The sequence below is a fragment of the Gordonia zhenghanii genome (assembly GCF_021738965.1).
GTDB lineage: Bacteria > Actinomycetota > Actinomycetes > Mycobacteriales > Mycobacteriaceae > Gordonia > Gordonia zhenghanii.
The window spans coordinates 78,917-92,950 of sequence record NZ_JAKKOQ010000001.1 but is presented as its reverse complement, the minus strand read 5'-3'; the positions used below and the strand labels follow the sequence as shown (position 1 = coordinate 92,950).

18 protein-coding genes are annotated in these 14,034 nt (G+C 67.1%); 14 read left to right on the top strand and 4 right to left on the bottom strand.

Annotation, left to right across the window (positions count from 1 at the left end; genetic code table 11):
* Positions 1–96: 96 nt before the first annotated feature.
* Positions 97–318, top strand: coding sequence for an MbtH family protein (locus tag L5G32_RS00495; protein ID WP_237009055.1), 222 nt, complete (start codon positions 97–99; stop codon positions 316–318).
* Positions 319–583: 265 nt separating this feature from the next.
* Complete coding sequence (locus L5G32_RS00490; RefSeq protein ID WP_237009054.1) at positions 584–934, top strand: hypothetical protein; 351 nt, start codon at positions 584–586, stop codon at positions 932–934.
* A gap of 444 nt (positions 935–1,378) precedes the next feature.
* Here L5G32_RS00490 and L5G32_RS00485 read toward each other — a convergent pair whose 3' ends face one another.
* Positions 1,379–1,792, bottom strand: a complete 414-nt coding sequence (locus tag L5G32_RS00485) for a hypothetical protein (RefSeq protein WP_237009053.1) — start codon at positions 1,790–1,792, stop codon at positions 1,379–1,381.
* A gap of 212 nt (positions 1,793–2,004) precedes the next feature.
* On the opposite strand from L5G32_RS00485, the gene L5G32_RS19310 reads away from it, so the two are divergent.
* From L5G32_RS19310 to L5G32_RS00465, 4 genes are read left to right on the top strand one after another with little or no spacing between them, the layout of a single operon-like run.
* Positions 2,005–2,460, top strand: coding sequence for an ATP-binding protein (locus L5G32_RS19310; protein WP_237009052.1), 456 nt, complete (start codon positions 2,005–2,007; stop codon positions 2,458–2,460).
* Complete coding sequence (locus L5G32_RS00475) at positions 2,457–3,515, top strand: hypothetical protein (RefSeq protein ID WP_237009051.1); 1,059 nt, start codon at positions 2,457–2,459, stop codon at positions 3,513–3,515. Before L5G32_RS19310 ends, L5G32_RS00475 begins: the two co-directional genes overlap by 4 nt.
* Positions 3,512–4,678 carry a sensor histidine kinase gene (locus tag L5G32_RS00470; RefSeq protein ID WP_237009050.1) on the top strand — a complete coding sequence of 389 codons (1,167 nt, stop codon included), beginning with the start codon at positions 3,512–3,514 and terminating at the stop codon, positions 4,676–4,678. The genes L5G32_RS00475 and L5G32_RS00470 overlap by 4 nt, the downstream gene beginning before the upstream one ends.
* Entirely contained in the window at positions 4,675–5,745 is a 1,071-nt protein-coding gene (locus tag L5G32_RS00465; protein WP_237009049.1) for a DUF8320 family protein, read from the top strand. Before L5G32_RS00470 ends, L5G32_RS00465 begins: the two co-directional genes overlap by 4 nt.
* 18 nt (positions 5,746–5,763) lie before the next feature.
* Here the strand turns inward: L5G32_RS00465 and L5G32_RS00460 are convergent, their stop codons facing one another.
* Together L5G32_RS00460 and L5G32_RS00455 are read right to left on the bottom strand one after the other, a co-directional pair.
* On the bottom strand, positions 5,764–6,279 hold the full coding sequence (locus tag L5G32_RS00460; RefSeq protein WP_237009048.1) for an MTB12 C-terminal domain-containing protein: 516 nt from the start codon (positions 6,277–6,279) through the stop codon (positions 5,764–5,766).
* A 261-nt stretch (positions 6,280–6,540) separates the two neighbouring features.
* Positions 6,541–7,290 carry an acetoacetate decarboxylase family protein gene (locus tag L5G32_RS00455; protein WP_237009047.1) on the bottom strand — a complete coding sequence of 250 codons (750 nt, stop codon included), beginning with the start codon at positions 7,288–7,290 and terminating at the stop codon, positions 6,541–6,543.
* 218 nt (positions 7,291–7,508) lie between these two features.
* Between L5G32_RS00455 and L5G32_RS00450 the strand changes: the two genes are divergently transcribed.
* The 8 genes from L5G32_RS00450 to L5G32_RS00415 all read left to right on the top strand — a co-directional run bounded on the left by L5G32_RS00450 (position 7,509) and on the right by L5G32_RS00415 (position 12,688).
* Positions 7,509–8,141 (top strand): LuxR C-terminal-related transcriptional regulator, encoded by a 633-nt coding sequence (locus L5G32_RS00450; protein ID WP_237009605.1) that lies wholly within the window; start codon positions 7,509–7,511, stop codon positions 8,139–8,141.
* Between the two features lie 151 nt (positions 8,142–8,292).
* A complete protein-coding gene (locus L5G32_RS00445; protein WP_237009046.1) occupies positions 8,293–8,646 on the top strand; it encodes a helix-turn-helix domain-containing protein in 354 nt (117 codons plus the stop codon).
* A gap of 31 nt (positions 8,647–8,677) precedes the next feature.
* Positions 8,678–9,901 (top strand): ATP-binding protein, encoded by a 1,224-nt coding sequence (locus L5G32_RS19305; protein ID WP_237009045.1) that lies wholly within the window; start codon positions 8,678–8,680, stop codon positions 9,899–9,901.
* Complete coding sequence (locus tag L5G32_RS00435; RefSeq protein ID WP_237009044.1) at positions 9,898–10,998, top strand: DUF8320 family protein; 1,101 nt, start codon at positions 9,898–9,900, stop codon at positions 10,996–10,998. Before L5G32_RS19305 ends, L5G32_RS00435 begins: the two co-directional genes overlap by 4 nt.
* 231 nt (positions 10,999–11,229) lie before the next feature.
* Positions 11,230–11,598 (top strand): 50S ribosomal protein L14, encoded by a 369-nt coding sequence (gene rplN / locus L5G32_RS00430; protein ID WP_183370362.1) that lies wholly within the window; start codon positions 11,230–11,232, stop codon positions 11,596–11,598.
* A gap of 4 nt (positions 11,599–11,602) precedes the next feature.
* Positions 11,603–11,920, top strand: a complete 318-nt coding sequence (gene rplX, locus L5G32_RS00425) for a 50S ribosomal protein L24 (protein WP_237009043.1) — start codon at positions 11,603–11,605, stop codon at positions 11,918–11,920.
* Positions 11,921–11,922: 2 nt separating this feature from the next.
* On the top strand, positions 11,923–12,501 hold the full coding sequence (rplE, locus tag L5G32_RS00420; protein ID WP_237009042.1) for a 50S ribosomal protein L5: 579 nt from the start codon (positions 11,923–11,925) through the stop codon (positions 12,499–12,501).
* A gap of 1 nt (position 12,502) precedes the next feature.
* Complete coding sequence (locus L5G32_RS00415; protein WP_132992042.1) at positions 12,503–12,688, top strand: type Z 30S ribosomal protein S14; 186 nt, start codon at positions 12,503–12,505, stop codon at positions 12,686–12,688.
* A gap of 114 nt (positions 12,689–12,802) precedes the next feature.
* Here the strand turns inward: L5G32_RS00415 and L5G32_RS00410 are convergent, their stop codons facing one another.
* Positions 12,803–14,032, bottom strand: a complete 1,230-nt coding sequence (locus L5G32_RS00410; RefSeq protein ID WP_237009041.1) for a pyridoxal phosphate-dependent aminotransferase — start codon at positions 14,030–14,032, stop codon at positions 12,803–12,805.
* Positions 14,033–14,034 lie beyond the last annotated feature (2 nt).

Sequence of the window (14,034 nt, the reverse complement as noted above, 5' to 3'; positions counted from 1 at the left end):
CCTGAGATGATTTACTGATACCCGTCGACCTCACCCGTTCGGGGGAGTGCACGCACATCGACGCGCAGCGTTTGCGCGTTGCTAGGAAGGACTGAGATGACCAACCCGTTCGACGACGAAGACGGCCGCTTCTACGTTCTGGTGAACGAGGAGAATCAGCACTCGCTGTGGCCGACGTTCGCGGACATCCCGGCAGGATGGACGAAGGTGTTCGGCGAGGACTCGCGTGCCGCATGCCTGGAGTACGTGGAGCAGAACTGGACTGACCTGCGGCCGCAGAGCCTCATCGACGCGATGGAAGCAGACAAGTCGGAATAGACTTCGCGATGCTCGCGGAGTGTTTTGAGGTCACGGTTTTATAACGAATTCGGATAATTGAACGACAGTCGTTTGAATCACCGCAGGTCGTGGTATCTGGAAATCCTGCAAGTCAGTTGATCGATTGAACAACTTCCTGAGAGTTCCCCAACGTACCCTGGCGGGGTTGGTTCCCCTAAGTTACGCTGACGTAGGGTGATGACATACAGCGTCAGGCCCAGCAGGAACTGCGTTTGGGGACGCAGTCGAACGGGAGGTTCGGGCGATGAGCACGACCACACAAGGCATCCGCGACCAGTGGATCTCAGACCTGTGCGCACATGTGGCAGACCGGTCCGAGACCGTTAGCTGGATGGTCGCCGTCCGGTACGGAAGTGACGCAGTCACGTTCGGTGCGTTGACGTCCTCCATCAACGATTATCGGCGCATCGTCGGCGTCCAGGGCATGTCCCTCGAAAGCGCACTGACCGGCGCGCTGCTGCATACCGCGCCGAGCCTCATCGACCTCGAGTCTGTTGCTCGGGCCAGCGCAGTGGACCAGATGATCCATTGGCTCGGCCGCGAAATCGTCGCCACGCCCATCAGCACGACGCGCACTCTGCGTTCGGTCGGCTGACTCCCGCACACACTTTCCTCGGTCCTCCGGTCTGATTCAGACCGGAGGGCCGAGTTGTTTCGGGGTATTGGGGTCTCGACTTCGCTCGACCGGCGTGGTGGTCTCGACCGCGTGAGGGTCTCGACGGGCGCGAGGGGTCTCGACTTCGCTCGACCAACGGGGTGGTCTCGACGGGCGTGGGGGTCTCGACTTCGCTCGACCAACAGGCTGGTTTCGGGGGAAGCTCATGCGATTATGAGATGTCCGGAACGAGAGGAGTGCGCTGCCTGTGTTCACCGACCCGACTCATGCTCCTCGGCTCGACCAACGCCCGGTCGTCCACGCGTCCGACTCGTCGGTCCGAAGTCGGCTGGTCGCACTTCTGAACGGCGGGGACGACGGGCGCTCGTCGCTCGACGCCCTTAAAGCAGTCGGCTCGGCGATCGTCGGTGGCTCGTACCTCCTCTACCTGATTGCGGCCAGCGGTTCGTTCGCGAGATTCGGCGACCTCGCCGCGCCGTGGTGGCTCCCGCTGAGCATCGTCGTCGTGATCGCCAGCGGACTCGGTCTGGTATGGGCGGGAGTCGGAGCCCGACTCACCTCGATCCTGCCGATTGCGGCCACCGCAGCCATCGCATACCTCATCGTCATGGCGTTGTGGTTCGTAGCGTGGCGCGGGGTCTCGGCCGGGATCGACGAAGGCAGTCCCACGATCGTCGTCTGGTTCACGATGCTCCCCGAGTTGGCGTGTATGGCTCTGGTGCTGGCCGAACGTCCCGTTCTGGCGTTCGTGAACCTGGTCGTCGCCGGAGCGTTGAGTGATGCCGTCGCATCGTTCGCGTGGACGGGCGTGTACGGCTGGGACTCTGTGCTGCGCACCCTGTGGTCCACGGCGTGGGGAGCGGTGTTTCTCGCAGTGGGCGCGGCTGCCGTCTCGTTTGCTCGGCGACTCGACCAGACCAGATCCGCGACCATCGAGTCAGCTCGCGATCTGGTTCGCGAAGACACGCTCGACGTCGAGCGACGTCGAGCCGACGCTCTGGTTCACGACCGGATCATCGCATTCCTGCTCGCTCTGCGGCCCGGCCGGAGTGCTCCACGAACTCGACCACTGGTGGGACGCGCCCGACCAGATCAGCATCCGGCTCGACGCCCCCGAATTCGTCGGCCGACTCCGGGCCACCGTCGCGCAGTTCGGAGACACCGTGGCTGTCCGCGCCGATGTCAGCGCGTCGCGGGCCGCCGAATACGACGACGAGACGACGTCGGCGCTCCTGGACGCGACGGCCGAAGCCGTCCGCAACTTCTACCGGCACGCCGGTGCCGGCGCGTCGTGCGTGGTCCTCGGAGAGGTCGGCGACGACGCGATCACCGTGACCGTCGCCGATGACGGAACCGGATTCGACCCCGAGGCGACTCCGCCAGGCAGGATCGGCGTCTCGTTCGGCATCACGGGTCGGATGGCGGTGGTCTCCGGAGGATCGAGCAGCGTGCTCAGCGCTCCGGGACACGGCACCCGCGTCCGTCTGCGGTGGGTACGCCCGTGACCGCCGTGGACAATCGTGTGGAACGGGCGAGGGTTGCGCGAGTCCTCATCATCGGCGTCCTCACCGTCTACTTCGGGGCGCTGGCCGCATACACCGTCTACGGCGGGATCGGCGTCGATTTCGACGTGGCCAGTTGGATCGGGATGGGGAGCGCGTACCTCGCGCTCGTCGTCGCGACGATCCTCGTCAGTGCGTCCGCAGCGGACGACCTGACCGATCGACGCGCGAGATCTGCGGCCGTGCTGATCGTCGCCGGTGTGGCCGCGACGTGGACGTCGGCTGCATACGCTGGAGCCTCCGGACTGGGCGACTATCAACCGATGCTGTCGACCGCCACAGTGGTCGCGGTGATCCTGATGCTGCGGGGACGAGTGCTGCTCGTCTGGGCGGCGATCGGAGCGAACGTCGCGATCGGACTGATCGCTGGTCCGTTCACCGAGTCACCCGCGTGGTTCAACGCAGTCCTGCCACGGGCGAGTCTCACCGTCCTGTTCCTCGCCACCTGCACCGCGATCCTCCTGGGCCCCCAGATCGCGGAGATGCGTGCCCTCGCCGTCCGGTTGCGCGCAGACGACAAGGATGCGCGCGACCGCCGTCACGACATCGCCGACCGCGACGATCGGATCCGGCGAATCGATGCACGCGTCCGTCCACTCCTGACTCACGTCGCCGACGGGCACACGCTGACCGACGCCGACATCGCCGAGGCTCGGCTCGTGGAAGCCAAGCTCCGCGACGGCATCCGCGGCCGTGCGCTCGACGTTCCGCGCGTGCGGAACGCAGTGTGGGAGGCCCGGCGCCGCGGTGTCTCGGTCTCGGTCCTCGACGACGGCGGCCTCGCCGCGTTCGGCTCGGACCAGTCGGCGACCGTCGTTGACGCGGCCGCCGAAGTCCTCGAAGCAGAGCTGGCAGGCTTGTCCAGCGGCGATGTGGTGGCCCGCATCGCGCCCGCCGGCCGGGAACCGGTCGCCACCGTCGTCGTCGCCACCGGGTCGCTGCGCCGTCGCATCGAACTCGGAACCGACGGCTTCGTGATGCGAACGGTCGAGTCGTGAACGAATACCGAATGCGGCGGGCCGCCGCACTGACTGTCGCTATCTGCACTATCGCGGTGACGTGCGTGTCGGGAATCCCGATGATCAAAGGCGCGCAGGTGACGGCGACGTGGTGGACGCCGATGTCCGCGGTGGCCGTCGTCGCAGCGGCGCTCGTACTGCTCGGCGTCGTCCTGTCCCGCGCGGGCAGGCGAGTCGGCGTCGTTCGGGCGGCGGTCCTGGCGCTCGCAGCGACCGACGTCGCGGCTCTCGCACTGTGGTTCCCAGCCTGGTCCGGGACCGTGTCGGACGTCGGTGGAACACCACCGATCTGGATGGCCAACAACATCGCACTGCCTGCCGTCGCTCTCGCCACACTCTTCCCGGCGCGATGGTCCCTCGTCTACACGGTGATCGGCCTCGGGCTCCTCGCCGACGTCCAGCAGAGCGTCGGGTTCGGCGGAGACGGCTGGGAGGCCTACCTCAACCAGGTGATGACATTCGGTCTGCTCGCCGTGTTCCTCACCATGCTCGGCACCGCGATGCACATCGCGCGCGAGGTGGACCGGCGGCGGTCGGCGGTGCTCGCCGCGACCGTCGAGTCCGCGAGCGACGCGGCTCGTGCAGCGGAACGGACACGTCTGGACTCGGTGGTCCGCGACGGTGTGATCGGGGTGCTCCGCGGCATCGCGCCCGGGCGCCCCGAGGACCGACAACGCGATCAGGCGAGGATCGCCCTCGCCGAACTCGACGGCAGCGTCGCCACCGATCGTCCTGGCGGATGGATCAGTGCGGCCGATGCCGTCATCCGGCTCCGTGAGTCGGCGATCGCCTACGGCGATGACATCCTCGTCGCCGTCGACGCGGACGACGACGCAGCCGAACTGCCCGACGAGGTCGTCGACACGCTGGGCGATGCCCTGAGCGAAGCGGTCGGCAACGCCGTCGCCCACGCCGGCCCGCACGCCAGCACGGCCGTCGTCGGACACATCGCGGCCGGGGGAGTACGCCTGCGCGTCGTGGACGACGGCTGCGGCTTCGACCTAGCGGAAGTGGCCCCAGACAGGTCCGGGATCGCCGTCGGCATCACCGGGCGGCTCGCCGCCTTGGCGGGCGGACGGGCCCAGATCGACACCGCGCCGAACGACGGCACCATGATCTCGCTCGAGTGGGTGCGCCCGTGACCATCGACGTCGGAATGCCGGTGATGCTCGGGTTGCGGACCCGGCGACTCCACGTCGCGGTCGGGATTCTGCTCCTCGCCTATGCGGCCGTGCGCGCCACCGCGTTCGTCGATCCGCGAACAGGCCTGCAATGGGTCCTGGAGGCGCTCGCCGCAGTGGGACTCGCGGTGGTGGCCAACCGGATCCTGGCCGGTGGCGAGGACCCGTTGCCGTATCGAAGCACCGCCGCCGTCACCGTCGTGGGAGTGGCCGCGGTGACCGCGGCGTGGTGGGCGATACCGCAGACCGCCGACGACTGGGTGCAAGTCGGCGCACCGCTCGTCGTATTCGCCGTCGTGGCCGGGCTGTTGACTCTGCGCGGGCGGTCGGGGGCGGCCTGGGCCTCGTGCGGCGTGGTCCTGGTGTCGGCGGTGTGGTGGTCGGTGCAGCACGGCGGGACTGCCGTCGCGGGCGGCCAGCTCACGATTCGCATGGTGATGGCGTTGCTGCCCGCCACTCTGATGGCGTGGTTGGTCCGCCCGATGATCCGGTTGACCGGTGCGCTGGAGGTGCGGCGCGTTGCGGCGGCACGGTCGGCTGCGGTGACTCGGGCGACGGCCGTCGAACGCGCGGAGCGACTCCGCGTGTTCGGTGAGGACGTCCGCCCGTATCTGCAGAAGGTGGCCGACGGCGACGAGTTCGACGAGGAGAGTGCGATCCGGGCCCACCTGATGGAACAGGGGATCCGGGACTCGGTTCGCGGCGCAGGGTGGTGCTCGCCCGAGACGACGGCGAGTCTGGCGGCCGCGCGTGCTCGCGGCGTCGCGGTGCGGGTTCTCGACGACAGCAGCACGGCTCCCTCGTCGGACGACGCCCCCGTCCTACACACCGAACTCGCCGCGACGTTAGCCGCGGCGAGTTCAGGGGTGGTGACCGCCCGGATCCTGCCGCACGGTCGCGAGGACGTCGCCGTGCTGACCGTGGTGACCGCCGACGGAGTGATCCGCCTGGTGGCCGCGCGTCGAAACGGCGTCCTCGCCTGGAGTACCGAGACGTCAGCAGACGGGTCGGTTCCAGTAGTTCAGTAGCTCAATGAAGCAGGCGGGTCACTGACCGCGACCGGTCATCTGCGAGGCGAGATCCTCCACCGCGGCCGCCGCGAGCTTCCAGGAGCCGTCGACCTTCACATACGAGAAGTCCATGTCGACGGGCGCGGGGGCGTGCGGCGACGCGACGGCGACGGTGGCGGTGGCCTTGTCGCCGTCGACCTTCACTGACTTCACTGTGTAGATGTCCGGGGTATAGCCCGCCTTCGACGAGCCCTTCGCGTAGCCGACGAGGGCGGCCTTCACTCCGGGGTTCGTGATCTCGACGATGCCGTCCAGATCGGCTTCGGGAGTCGCCGGGTCGACGGCCTTGCGCAGAATGTCCTGGGCCTGCGCGTTGCTCAGCTCGGCGGACTCGCCTGCCGACTGGTCGGCGGCAGCGGAAGTCGACGCCGAGGCGGTGGAGTCGGTGGCGGTGTCGTCGTCGGACGAGCAACCGGTCAAGGCGATGGCCGCACCGGCGGCGAGCGCGACGACGCCGACCAGCGGGCGACGCCAAGCGGGGGAGACAGTCATGAGTTTCCTTTCCTCGTGTGAGGGAAACCTAACATAAGGTCTCGACTCCGCTCGACCAGCGTGGGAGGGGTCTCGACTTCGCTCGACCACTTGAATCCACCCCAGCGGTGTGGTGGGCTCGCCGTCGCGGTGGCTTTGTAGTTGGTGAGCGAGTCCGCCCCTCGTAGTTGGTTGAGCGAGCCCGCCCTTTTAGTTGGTTGAGCGAGCGAAGCGAGTCGAAGCCTCTGGCGGTCTCGACTTCGCTCGACCGGCGGGGGTGGGCTACTCGATGACGACAGCGTCCTCGAAGGTCATCGCGAGATCGGAGACGGAACTGGTCATGAGGGCGTGGCGGGACAGTTTGAGACGACGGAGCTCGTCGGCCATCGGGTGACTGCCCAGCCGGAGGCTCGCGCCGCCGATCCGGGTGCGGGTGCCGCTCGTCGACGTGAGCCGCCACGGCGTGCGGCGGGTGACGCCGTCCAACTGTGCATATGACTGCAGTACCGCTTCGGAGGAGCTGTCGGGCACGCCGATGCCGCGTCGCACTTCCAGGTCGGCGATGAGCTTGCCGTCCTGGCTCACCCGGCCGGTCTTGGTCGCCGAGTCGTGGTCGACCTCGAAGTCGGCGAGCACCTTGGGGAAGCCCCAGATGCCCCGGCCTGCAGCGAGCGTGAACTCGCCGTCCACCGGCAGTTGGTGGATGAGAGCGTGCGCGTCGCCTCGGACCAGCGAACCGAGCGCGGCGAGCGGCGACGGTGTCGCACGCTCCGGATCCTGAACGAGGAAGCAGACGCCGAACTCGTTGTACGGGCCGAGGTCGCCGTCCACGTAGTCGACGAACACGAGCATGCACATGGTGCGGCCCGGACGGATCCGGAGCGGAGCGAGTTCGACGTCGCCGCGCGCGGAGATCGCGGAACGGACCGCGGACTCGGAAGCGGAGAAGCCGGCGACGAAGCATCGGGCAGTACGGATCTGGACGGGCATCGACACGTGAGTGCCGAGAACCTGATGGTTCGGATCGGGCATGCCCTCGACGCTAGGCGAACGAACAACGATCCCGGGCGGTATTGAGTAGACGTGCAGGCATTGGGTACAAAGTCCCGCCCGAAATTTGTTGAGGCGCGATTTGTCGTATGTATCCACTACGTTGAATAGAGGACTTCGGCGAGATTGGTCGGGGCAGGGGAGAACCGGTGGAGAAGGACGTCGTCGTGACGGAGTTGCAAGGGGTAGTGCGGGTGGGGATGGTCGACGACCACCCATCGCCGGTATGGGGGATCGACCGGATCCTCGAACCGCAGCCCGATCTTGAATTCGTCTGTGCCGCGGCGACTGTGTCTGAACTCCTTGCGTCCTCCGACAGCTTGGACGTGGTGATCCTCGACCTCAGGCTGAACGACGGGACCACTCCGCGAGAGAACGTCGAACGGCTCGCTGAACGCGGTATCGGGACCGTCGTGTACACCTCGGGCGAGCATCCCGACCTGCTGCGCTCTGCGGCCCGCGCGGGAACTCTCGCCGTGGTCCTCAAATCGGCGTCCGAAGAGGAGATCCTGCATGCGGTCCGGTCGGCGGCGGCAGGCGAAGGCGTCATCACCACCGAGTGGGCCGCGGCCGTCGACGGCGACCCCAACCTCGACGCCGTCGAATTGAGTCCGCAACTGCAGCGCGTACTGACTCTCTATGCGTCCGGCGGGACGTCAGCGAGCGTCGGCCGGGAACTCAACGTCGCGCCCGACACGGTGAACGAGTACCTCAAACGGATCCGGCAGAAGTACGCCGACGCCGGTCGGCCCACCCACACCAAACTCGATCTGTTCAAGCGTGCGGTCGAGGACGGATGGCTGCCGATGCCGAACCGTTCGCACTCCGGGTGACCCCCGTCTCGGTGATCGGACAGCAGGTGTCACTAGTTCTGGGTCTACCGGACCATGTCGTGTGTTCGTACGGTTGTAAACGAGCCTGAGGGGGTCTAACCCGAGCGGGACTTTCACACCATTGGTCGGGTATTCACAGGAGGACTGACGCATGACCGTCGTAGACATCAGGCCGATGGCCGCATCCATTGATGCTTCCCTCTCTGCTGTTGGCGTACCCACCACGGAGGCGCCGCTCGGCGCGCCGGCGTACTTCGCCGTCGCCGATACCTCGACGGTGCGTCCGGCACTGTCGCGGCGCGAAGTGGAGGTGCTGCTCGCGTGGCTGGTCTCCGATTCGAAAGAAGACGCCGCCGCGCGACTGTTCATCTCGTCGTCGACCGTGAGCACTCACATCTCGCGGATCCGCGCCAAGTACGGAGCTATCGGGCGCCCGGCTCCGACCAAGGCACATCTGCTGGCTCGCGCCCTGCAGGACGGCTTCACCACACTCGACGTCTGGTGACGCCACCGACGATGGTCGTCTAAGGCGCCGCGTGGCGACAGTCTCCACACTCCGACGGCTGGTCTCGAAGTCTTCAGCGGAAGACCTCGAGACCAGCCGTCAGAGTGTGTCCGCATCGGCCGAGCACGACCGGATCCTCGTCGTCATATCGACGATCAACGCTCTTGCTTACATCGTCTACGCCTTCGTGACGTTGCCGGTCATGGTCGCCGAAGCCGACGGCGTCGTGGCTGACTGGTTTCCGGTGGTCGGCACCGCCCTCGTGTTCGGGCCCGGTCTGGCACTGTTCGGCGTTCGGTGGGCGGCCGACCCGCAGCGGCGTGCACTCTTCGTCGGTGTCCTGTGTCCGCTCGGCGCGGTGACGGGCGCCGCGGTGTGGGCGGCGGCCGGTGTCGCCGACGCCGCCGAACCCGCAGTGTGGATGCTTGACTTCGCCGGTCTGCCCGCGGTGGCGGTGGCGGCGGTCCGGCCGATGCGTGAAGCATTCGCGGTGCTCGTCGTGTGCAAGAGTTCGGCAGCATACGTGGCTGTGGTCCACTGTCCCGGAGCCGACGTGGGAGCGGTGGCCGGAGAGGCTGTGTTCGGCATTCTCTTCACGTCGTTGTTCGTCTATATGACGGCGATGATGGTGCGAGCGGGCGCGTCGTTGGACGAGTCCCGATCGGCGACTGCCGACCTGGTGGCTGCGGGAGTGCGCAACGCCGAACTCGCCCGGTTCGACGGGCTGATCCACGACCACGTCATCTCCACGCTGGTGGCCGCCGTTGCCGATCCACGAGATCCGCGGGTCGTGGACCTCGCTTCGTCGGCGCTCACCCGACTCGACGCGCTGGCCGACGCGGACGATGCCGACGGCGAACAGATCTCCGACGTGGAACTGGTGGCCCGCGTCCGCACCGCGATCGGTCCGACCGTCGAGACCGTCGTCCGGACGGATCTGAACGACGCGAGAGGGTTTCCGCCGTCGATGGCGCGAGCGGCGTCCGAAGCGGTCGGGGAGGCCGTGCGCAACGCACGACTGCACGCGGGAGTCGACGCCGACGTCGTCGTCGCCATCGACGTGTCCGACGATCAGGTGTCCGTGGTGGTCGCCGACGACGGCGTCGGCTTCGATCCGGACGCTGTCGCCAACGACCGGCTCGGGCTGCGGTTGAGCGTCGGGCAACGAATGCGCTCGGTGGACGGCGGGCGGTCGCGAATCCGCAGTTCATCGGGTGCGGGGACCACCGTGGAGATCGAATGGATTCGCCCATGACCGCCGTCGATGCCGAGGCCCGCTACACGTGGTGGCGGGGACAGCCGCGTGAAGACGCGTCGGCGATCGTCGGGCTGCAGAGCCGTCCCGTCCTGATCGCTGCCGTCGTCGTCTGGGCGGGTTTCCTCGCCCTCGGCGTGAGCAGCGGCGACCTCGACCGACCAGGCCTCTACACCGCGGCGTTCGTCGCGCTGGGGACGGCGTGGGCCGTCGCGCTGCGCGCCCCGGGCAGCCCGATCGGTCGGGCCTCCGCCGCGAGCGTCGTGGTCCTCGAAGCGGCGGCCGCCGTCGGAGTGATCGTCGCGGTGGAACCCGTCATGCGCGGCGGACTTCTGCCGTGCGCCGGCGCGAGCGCGATCGTCGGGGCGCTGCTGTGCCTGCGCGGCCAGGCGGTCGCCGCCTGGATCTCGTTCGTCGTGCTGGCCGCCGCGATCGGGGTGACGGGCACCGTGCGCGCCGACTCGCTCGAATACGTCGAGATCATGGTCCCCGGAAACCTCGGGGTCCTCCTGGTGATGACGGCGTTCGCGGCCGTCGTCGGTCCACGGGCCGAACAGATCTACGCGCTGCGCAGGCAGTCGCGCCGAGAGAGTGCGTCCACCGCTGTGCGCGCCGTCCGCGATCAGCAGTTGGCTCGCCTGGACGAGCGTGTGCGGCCACTGCTTCAGCAGATCGCTGCGGGCGAACCTCTCGACGATCAGGGGCTGGAACAGAGCCGACTCGCCGAAGCGCAGTTGCGGGACCGGATCCGCGCGCCCGGCCTCGACGTGCCCGAACTCGCGGACGCCGCCTGGGCGGCTCGCCGTCGTGGGGTTCGGGTGCTGTTCCTCGACGACCACTCTGCGCGGGCAGAGTCGGCGCAGTCCGGCCTGCCCAACCACACGTTGACGTCGCCTGCACTGGTCGACGACGAGCGTGCGGACCTCCTGACGGCCGTCCAGACTGCCGCCGTCGCTGCCCTCGGCGATGCCGCCCCGAACACGGACGTGACCGTCCGACTTCTGCCCGCGGGTCGTGCGGTCGCCGCGACGATCTCCGTCGTCGTAGACGGTTCCGTCGAACTCCAGGAGTTCACGCTCGCGTCGGCGGCCCAGTGACGGGCATCTCGTCACGTCGGGATCATGCACCGATTTGGTCCTGACCGGCAGTTTCGCCTACACTAGACCGGTTGCCTGCGGTGCGTGCACCGCGAGCCGACTTGCGAACCCACTGGAGTAGAGCCGCTACGCGGCGAAACCCCAGGCAGGCGCATGATTCGGTGGCGACAGACCGTGTGCGTCGGGTCGGAAATCCGGCGGACATAGAAATCCAGGTCAAGGAGACAAGCAGTGATTCAGCAGGAATCCCGCGTGCGCGTCGCCGACAACACTGGTGCCAAGGAAGTCCTTTGCATCCGTGTCCTCGGTGGTTCGTCGCGTCGTTACGCAGGCGTGGGCGACGTCATCGTCGCCACCGTCAAGGACGCCATCCCCGGCGGGAACGTCAAGAAGGGTGAGGTCGTCAAGGCCGTCATCGTTCGCACCACCAAGGAGCGTCGCCGCGCCGACGGTTCGTACATCAAGTTCGACGAGAACGCCGCTGTGCTTCTCAAGAACGAGAGCGACCCGCGCGGTACCCGCATCTTCGGCCCGGTCGGCCGTGAACTTCGCGACAAGCGCTTCATGAAGATCGTGTCGCTCGCACCGGAGGTGATCTGACCTTATGAAGATTCACAAGGGTGACACAGTCGTCATCGTCTCAGGCAAGGACAAGGGCGCGAAGGGCAAGGTCATCGAGTCCTACCCGAAGCGCGAGCGCGTCCTCGTCGAGGGCGTCAACCGCATCAAGAAGCACGTCGCAGATTCGGCTAACGAGCGCGGTGCAAGCTCCGGCGGCATCGTGACCCAGGAAGCTCCGATCCACGTCTCGAACGTGATGATCGTCGACTCCGAGGGCAACCCGACCCGCGTCGGTTACCGCATCGATGACGAGACCGGCAAGAAGGTCCGCATCTCGCGCAAGACCGGGAAGGACATCTGATCATGACCGCAACCGAAAAAGTTCAGCCGCGGCTGAAGCAGCGTTACCGTGACGAGATCAAGGAATCGCTGAACACCGAGTTCAACTACGCCAACGTGATGCAGATCCCGGGCGTCGTCAAGGTCGTCGTGAACATGGGCGTCGGCGACGCTGCCCGTGACGCGAAGCTGATCAACGGCGCCGTCGCCGATCTCGCTCTGATCACCGGCCAGCAGCCGGAGATCCGTCGCGCACGCAAGTCGATCGCCCAGTTCAAGCTGCGTGAGGGCATGCCGATCGGCGCCCGCACCACGCTGCGTGGCGACCGTATGTGGGAGTTCCTCGACCGCCTCGTGTCGATCGCCCTCCCGCGTATCCGCGACTTCCGTGGCCTGAGCGACCGTCAGTTCGACGGCAACGGCAACTACACGTTCGGCCTGACCGAGCAGTCGATGTTCCACGAGATCAACATCGACAACATCGACCGGCCGCGCGGCATGGACATCACCGTCGTCACCTCGGCCACCACGGACGACGAAGGCCGTGCGCTGCTCCGCGCGCTGGGCTTCCCGTTCAAGGACAACAACGCTAAGGACAACTGACATGGCAAAGAAGGCTCTGGTCAACAAGGCCAACAAGAAGCCGAAGTTCGCCGTGCGTGCCTACACGCGCTGCAACAAGTGCGGACGTCCGCACTCGGTCTACCGCAAGTTCGGCCTGTGCCGCATCTGCCTGCGCGACATGGCTCACGCAGGCGAGCTGCCGGGCGTGCAGAAGTCGAGCTGGTGACTTCTTCTCGGATCCTCTCTCTGCGCTGATCCGAGAACAACTGCAATAACACCGTCGGCCCCGTCTCCCTTGTCAGGAGACGGGGCCGACGGTGTTCTGCGTTCGGTGGCCGTGTCAGCGACGCCGATCGGACAGGTAGTCGCCGATCGTGGAGACGGCGCGGTGAAGTACCTGCTCGTCGGGCAGACACACGATCCGGAAGTGGTCCGGTTCGGGCCAGTTGAACCCGGTGCCGTGCGTGACCAGGATGTGCTTGGTGCGGAGCAGGTCGAGGACGAATTCCTCGTCGTCGTCGACACCGAACATCTCTCGGTCGATGCGCGGGAAGCAGTACAACGCTCCGCGCGGTGGGACGCAGCTGACGCCGGGGATCGCGTTGAGCGCTTCGGCCGTCCGCGCGAGTTGGTTCTCCAGTCGTCCGTCGGGATCAATGATGTCGGCGGGCAGGGGTGAGCCGGGCGTGCCCGCACCCAGCGCGACCGGGATGGCGTACTGGCCGGGCACATTGGGGCAGACGCGCATGTTGGACAGCAGCGTGATGCCTTCGAGGAGATCGGTCGCGAGGTGGAGTGGCCCGGTCGCCACCACCCAGCCTGCGCGGTAGCCGCACACACGGTAGGCCTTCGACAAGCCGCCGAACGTCAGGCACAGGACGTCGTCGCCCGCTGCACGCGCAGCGAAGTGATGGCGAGCGTCGCCGAAGATCAGTTCTTCGTAGATCTCGTCACTGAGCAGGATCAGCCCGTGGCGGCGTGCGACGTCGGCCATCCCGCGGACGGTCTCCTCGCTGTATACGGCGCCCGTCGGATTGTTGGGGTTGATCATGACGAGCGCGGTGGTCCGCGGAGTCACCTTGGACTCGATGTCCTCGATGGACGGATTCCACCCGTTCGACTCATCGGCCAGGTAGTGCACCGGCACCCCGCCGGTCAGGTTCACCGCGCCGGTCCACGTCGGGTAGTCGGGTGCGGGCACCAGGATCTCGTCGCCGGGGTTCACGAGCGCCTGGAGGGTGAGCGTGATGAGCTCGCTGACGCCGTTGCCCAGGAACACGGCGTCGGCGGACACCCCGTCGATGCCGTGCCGCAGGTAATGGTCGGCGACGGCCTCCCGCGCGGGACGAATCCCGCGAGAGTCCGAATATGCCTGCGCGGGAGCGAGACTCGCGGCGATGGAGTCCACAATCTCGGGGCGCGCCTCGAGCCCGAACGGGTGCATGTTGCCGAGGTTGAGACGCAGGACGTCGTGGCCTTCGGCTTCCAGGCGCATGGCCTCGGTGAGGATGGGGCCACGGACGTCGTAGCGGACGTTACGGAGACGGTCGGACTGTCGGAACGCTGTCATAC

Bases quoted from the DNA above. Each gene is read 5' to 3' on its own strand.
- L5G32_RS00450 (WP_237009605.1), top strand. From the start codon at position 7,509: ATGGTCGACGACCACCCATCGCCGGTATGGGGGATCGACCGGATCCTC.
- L5G32_RS00495 (WP_237009055.1), top strand. From the start codon at position 97: ATGACCAACCCGTTCGACGACGAAGACGGCCGCTTCTACGTTCTGGTG.
- L5G32_RS00415 (WP_132992042.1), top strand. From the start codon at position 12,503: ATGGCAAAGAAGGCTCTGGTCAACAAGGCCAACAAGAAGCCGAAGTTC.
- rplE (WP_237009042.1), top strand. From the start codon at position 11,923: ATGACCGCAACCGAAAAAGTTCAGCCGCGGCTGAAGCAGCGTTACCGT.
- rplX (WP_237009043.1), top strand. From the start codon at position 11,603: ATGAAGATTCACAAGGGTGACACAGTCGTCATCGTCTCAGGCAAGGAC.
- L5G32_RS00435 (WP_237009044.1), top strand. From the start codon at position 9,898: ATGACCGCCGTCGATGCCGAGGCCCGCTACACGTGGTGGCGGGGACAG.
- L5G32_RS00490 (WP_237009054.1), top strand. From the start codon at position 584: ATGAGCACGACCACACAAGGCATCCGCGACCAGTGGATCTCAGACCTG.
- L5G32_RS00455 (WP_237009047.1), bottom strand. From the start codon at position 7,290: ATGCCCGATCCGAACCATCAGGTTCTCGGCACTCACGTGTCGATGCCC.
- L5G32_RS00445 (WP_237009046.1), top strand. From the start codon at position 8,293: ATGACCGTCGTAGACATCAGGCCGATGGCCGCATCCATTGATGCTTCC.
- L5G32_RS00410 (WP_237009041.1), bottom strand. From the start codon at position 14,032: ATGACAGCGTTCCGACAGTCCGACCGTCTCCGTAACGTCCGCTACGAC.
- L5G32_RS00460 (WP_237009048.1), bottom strand. From the start codon at position 6,279: ATGACTGTCTCCCCCGCTTGGCGTCGCCCGCTGGTCGGCGTCGTCGCG.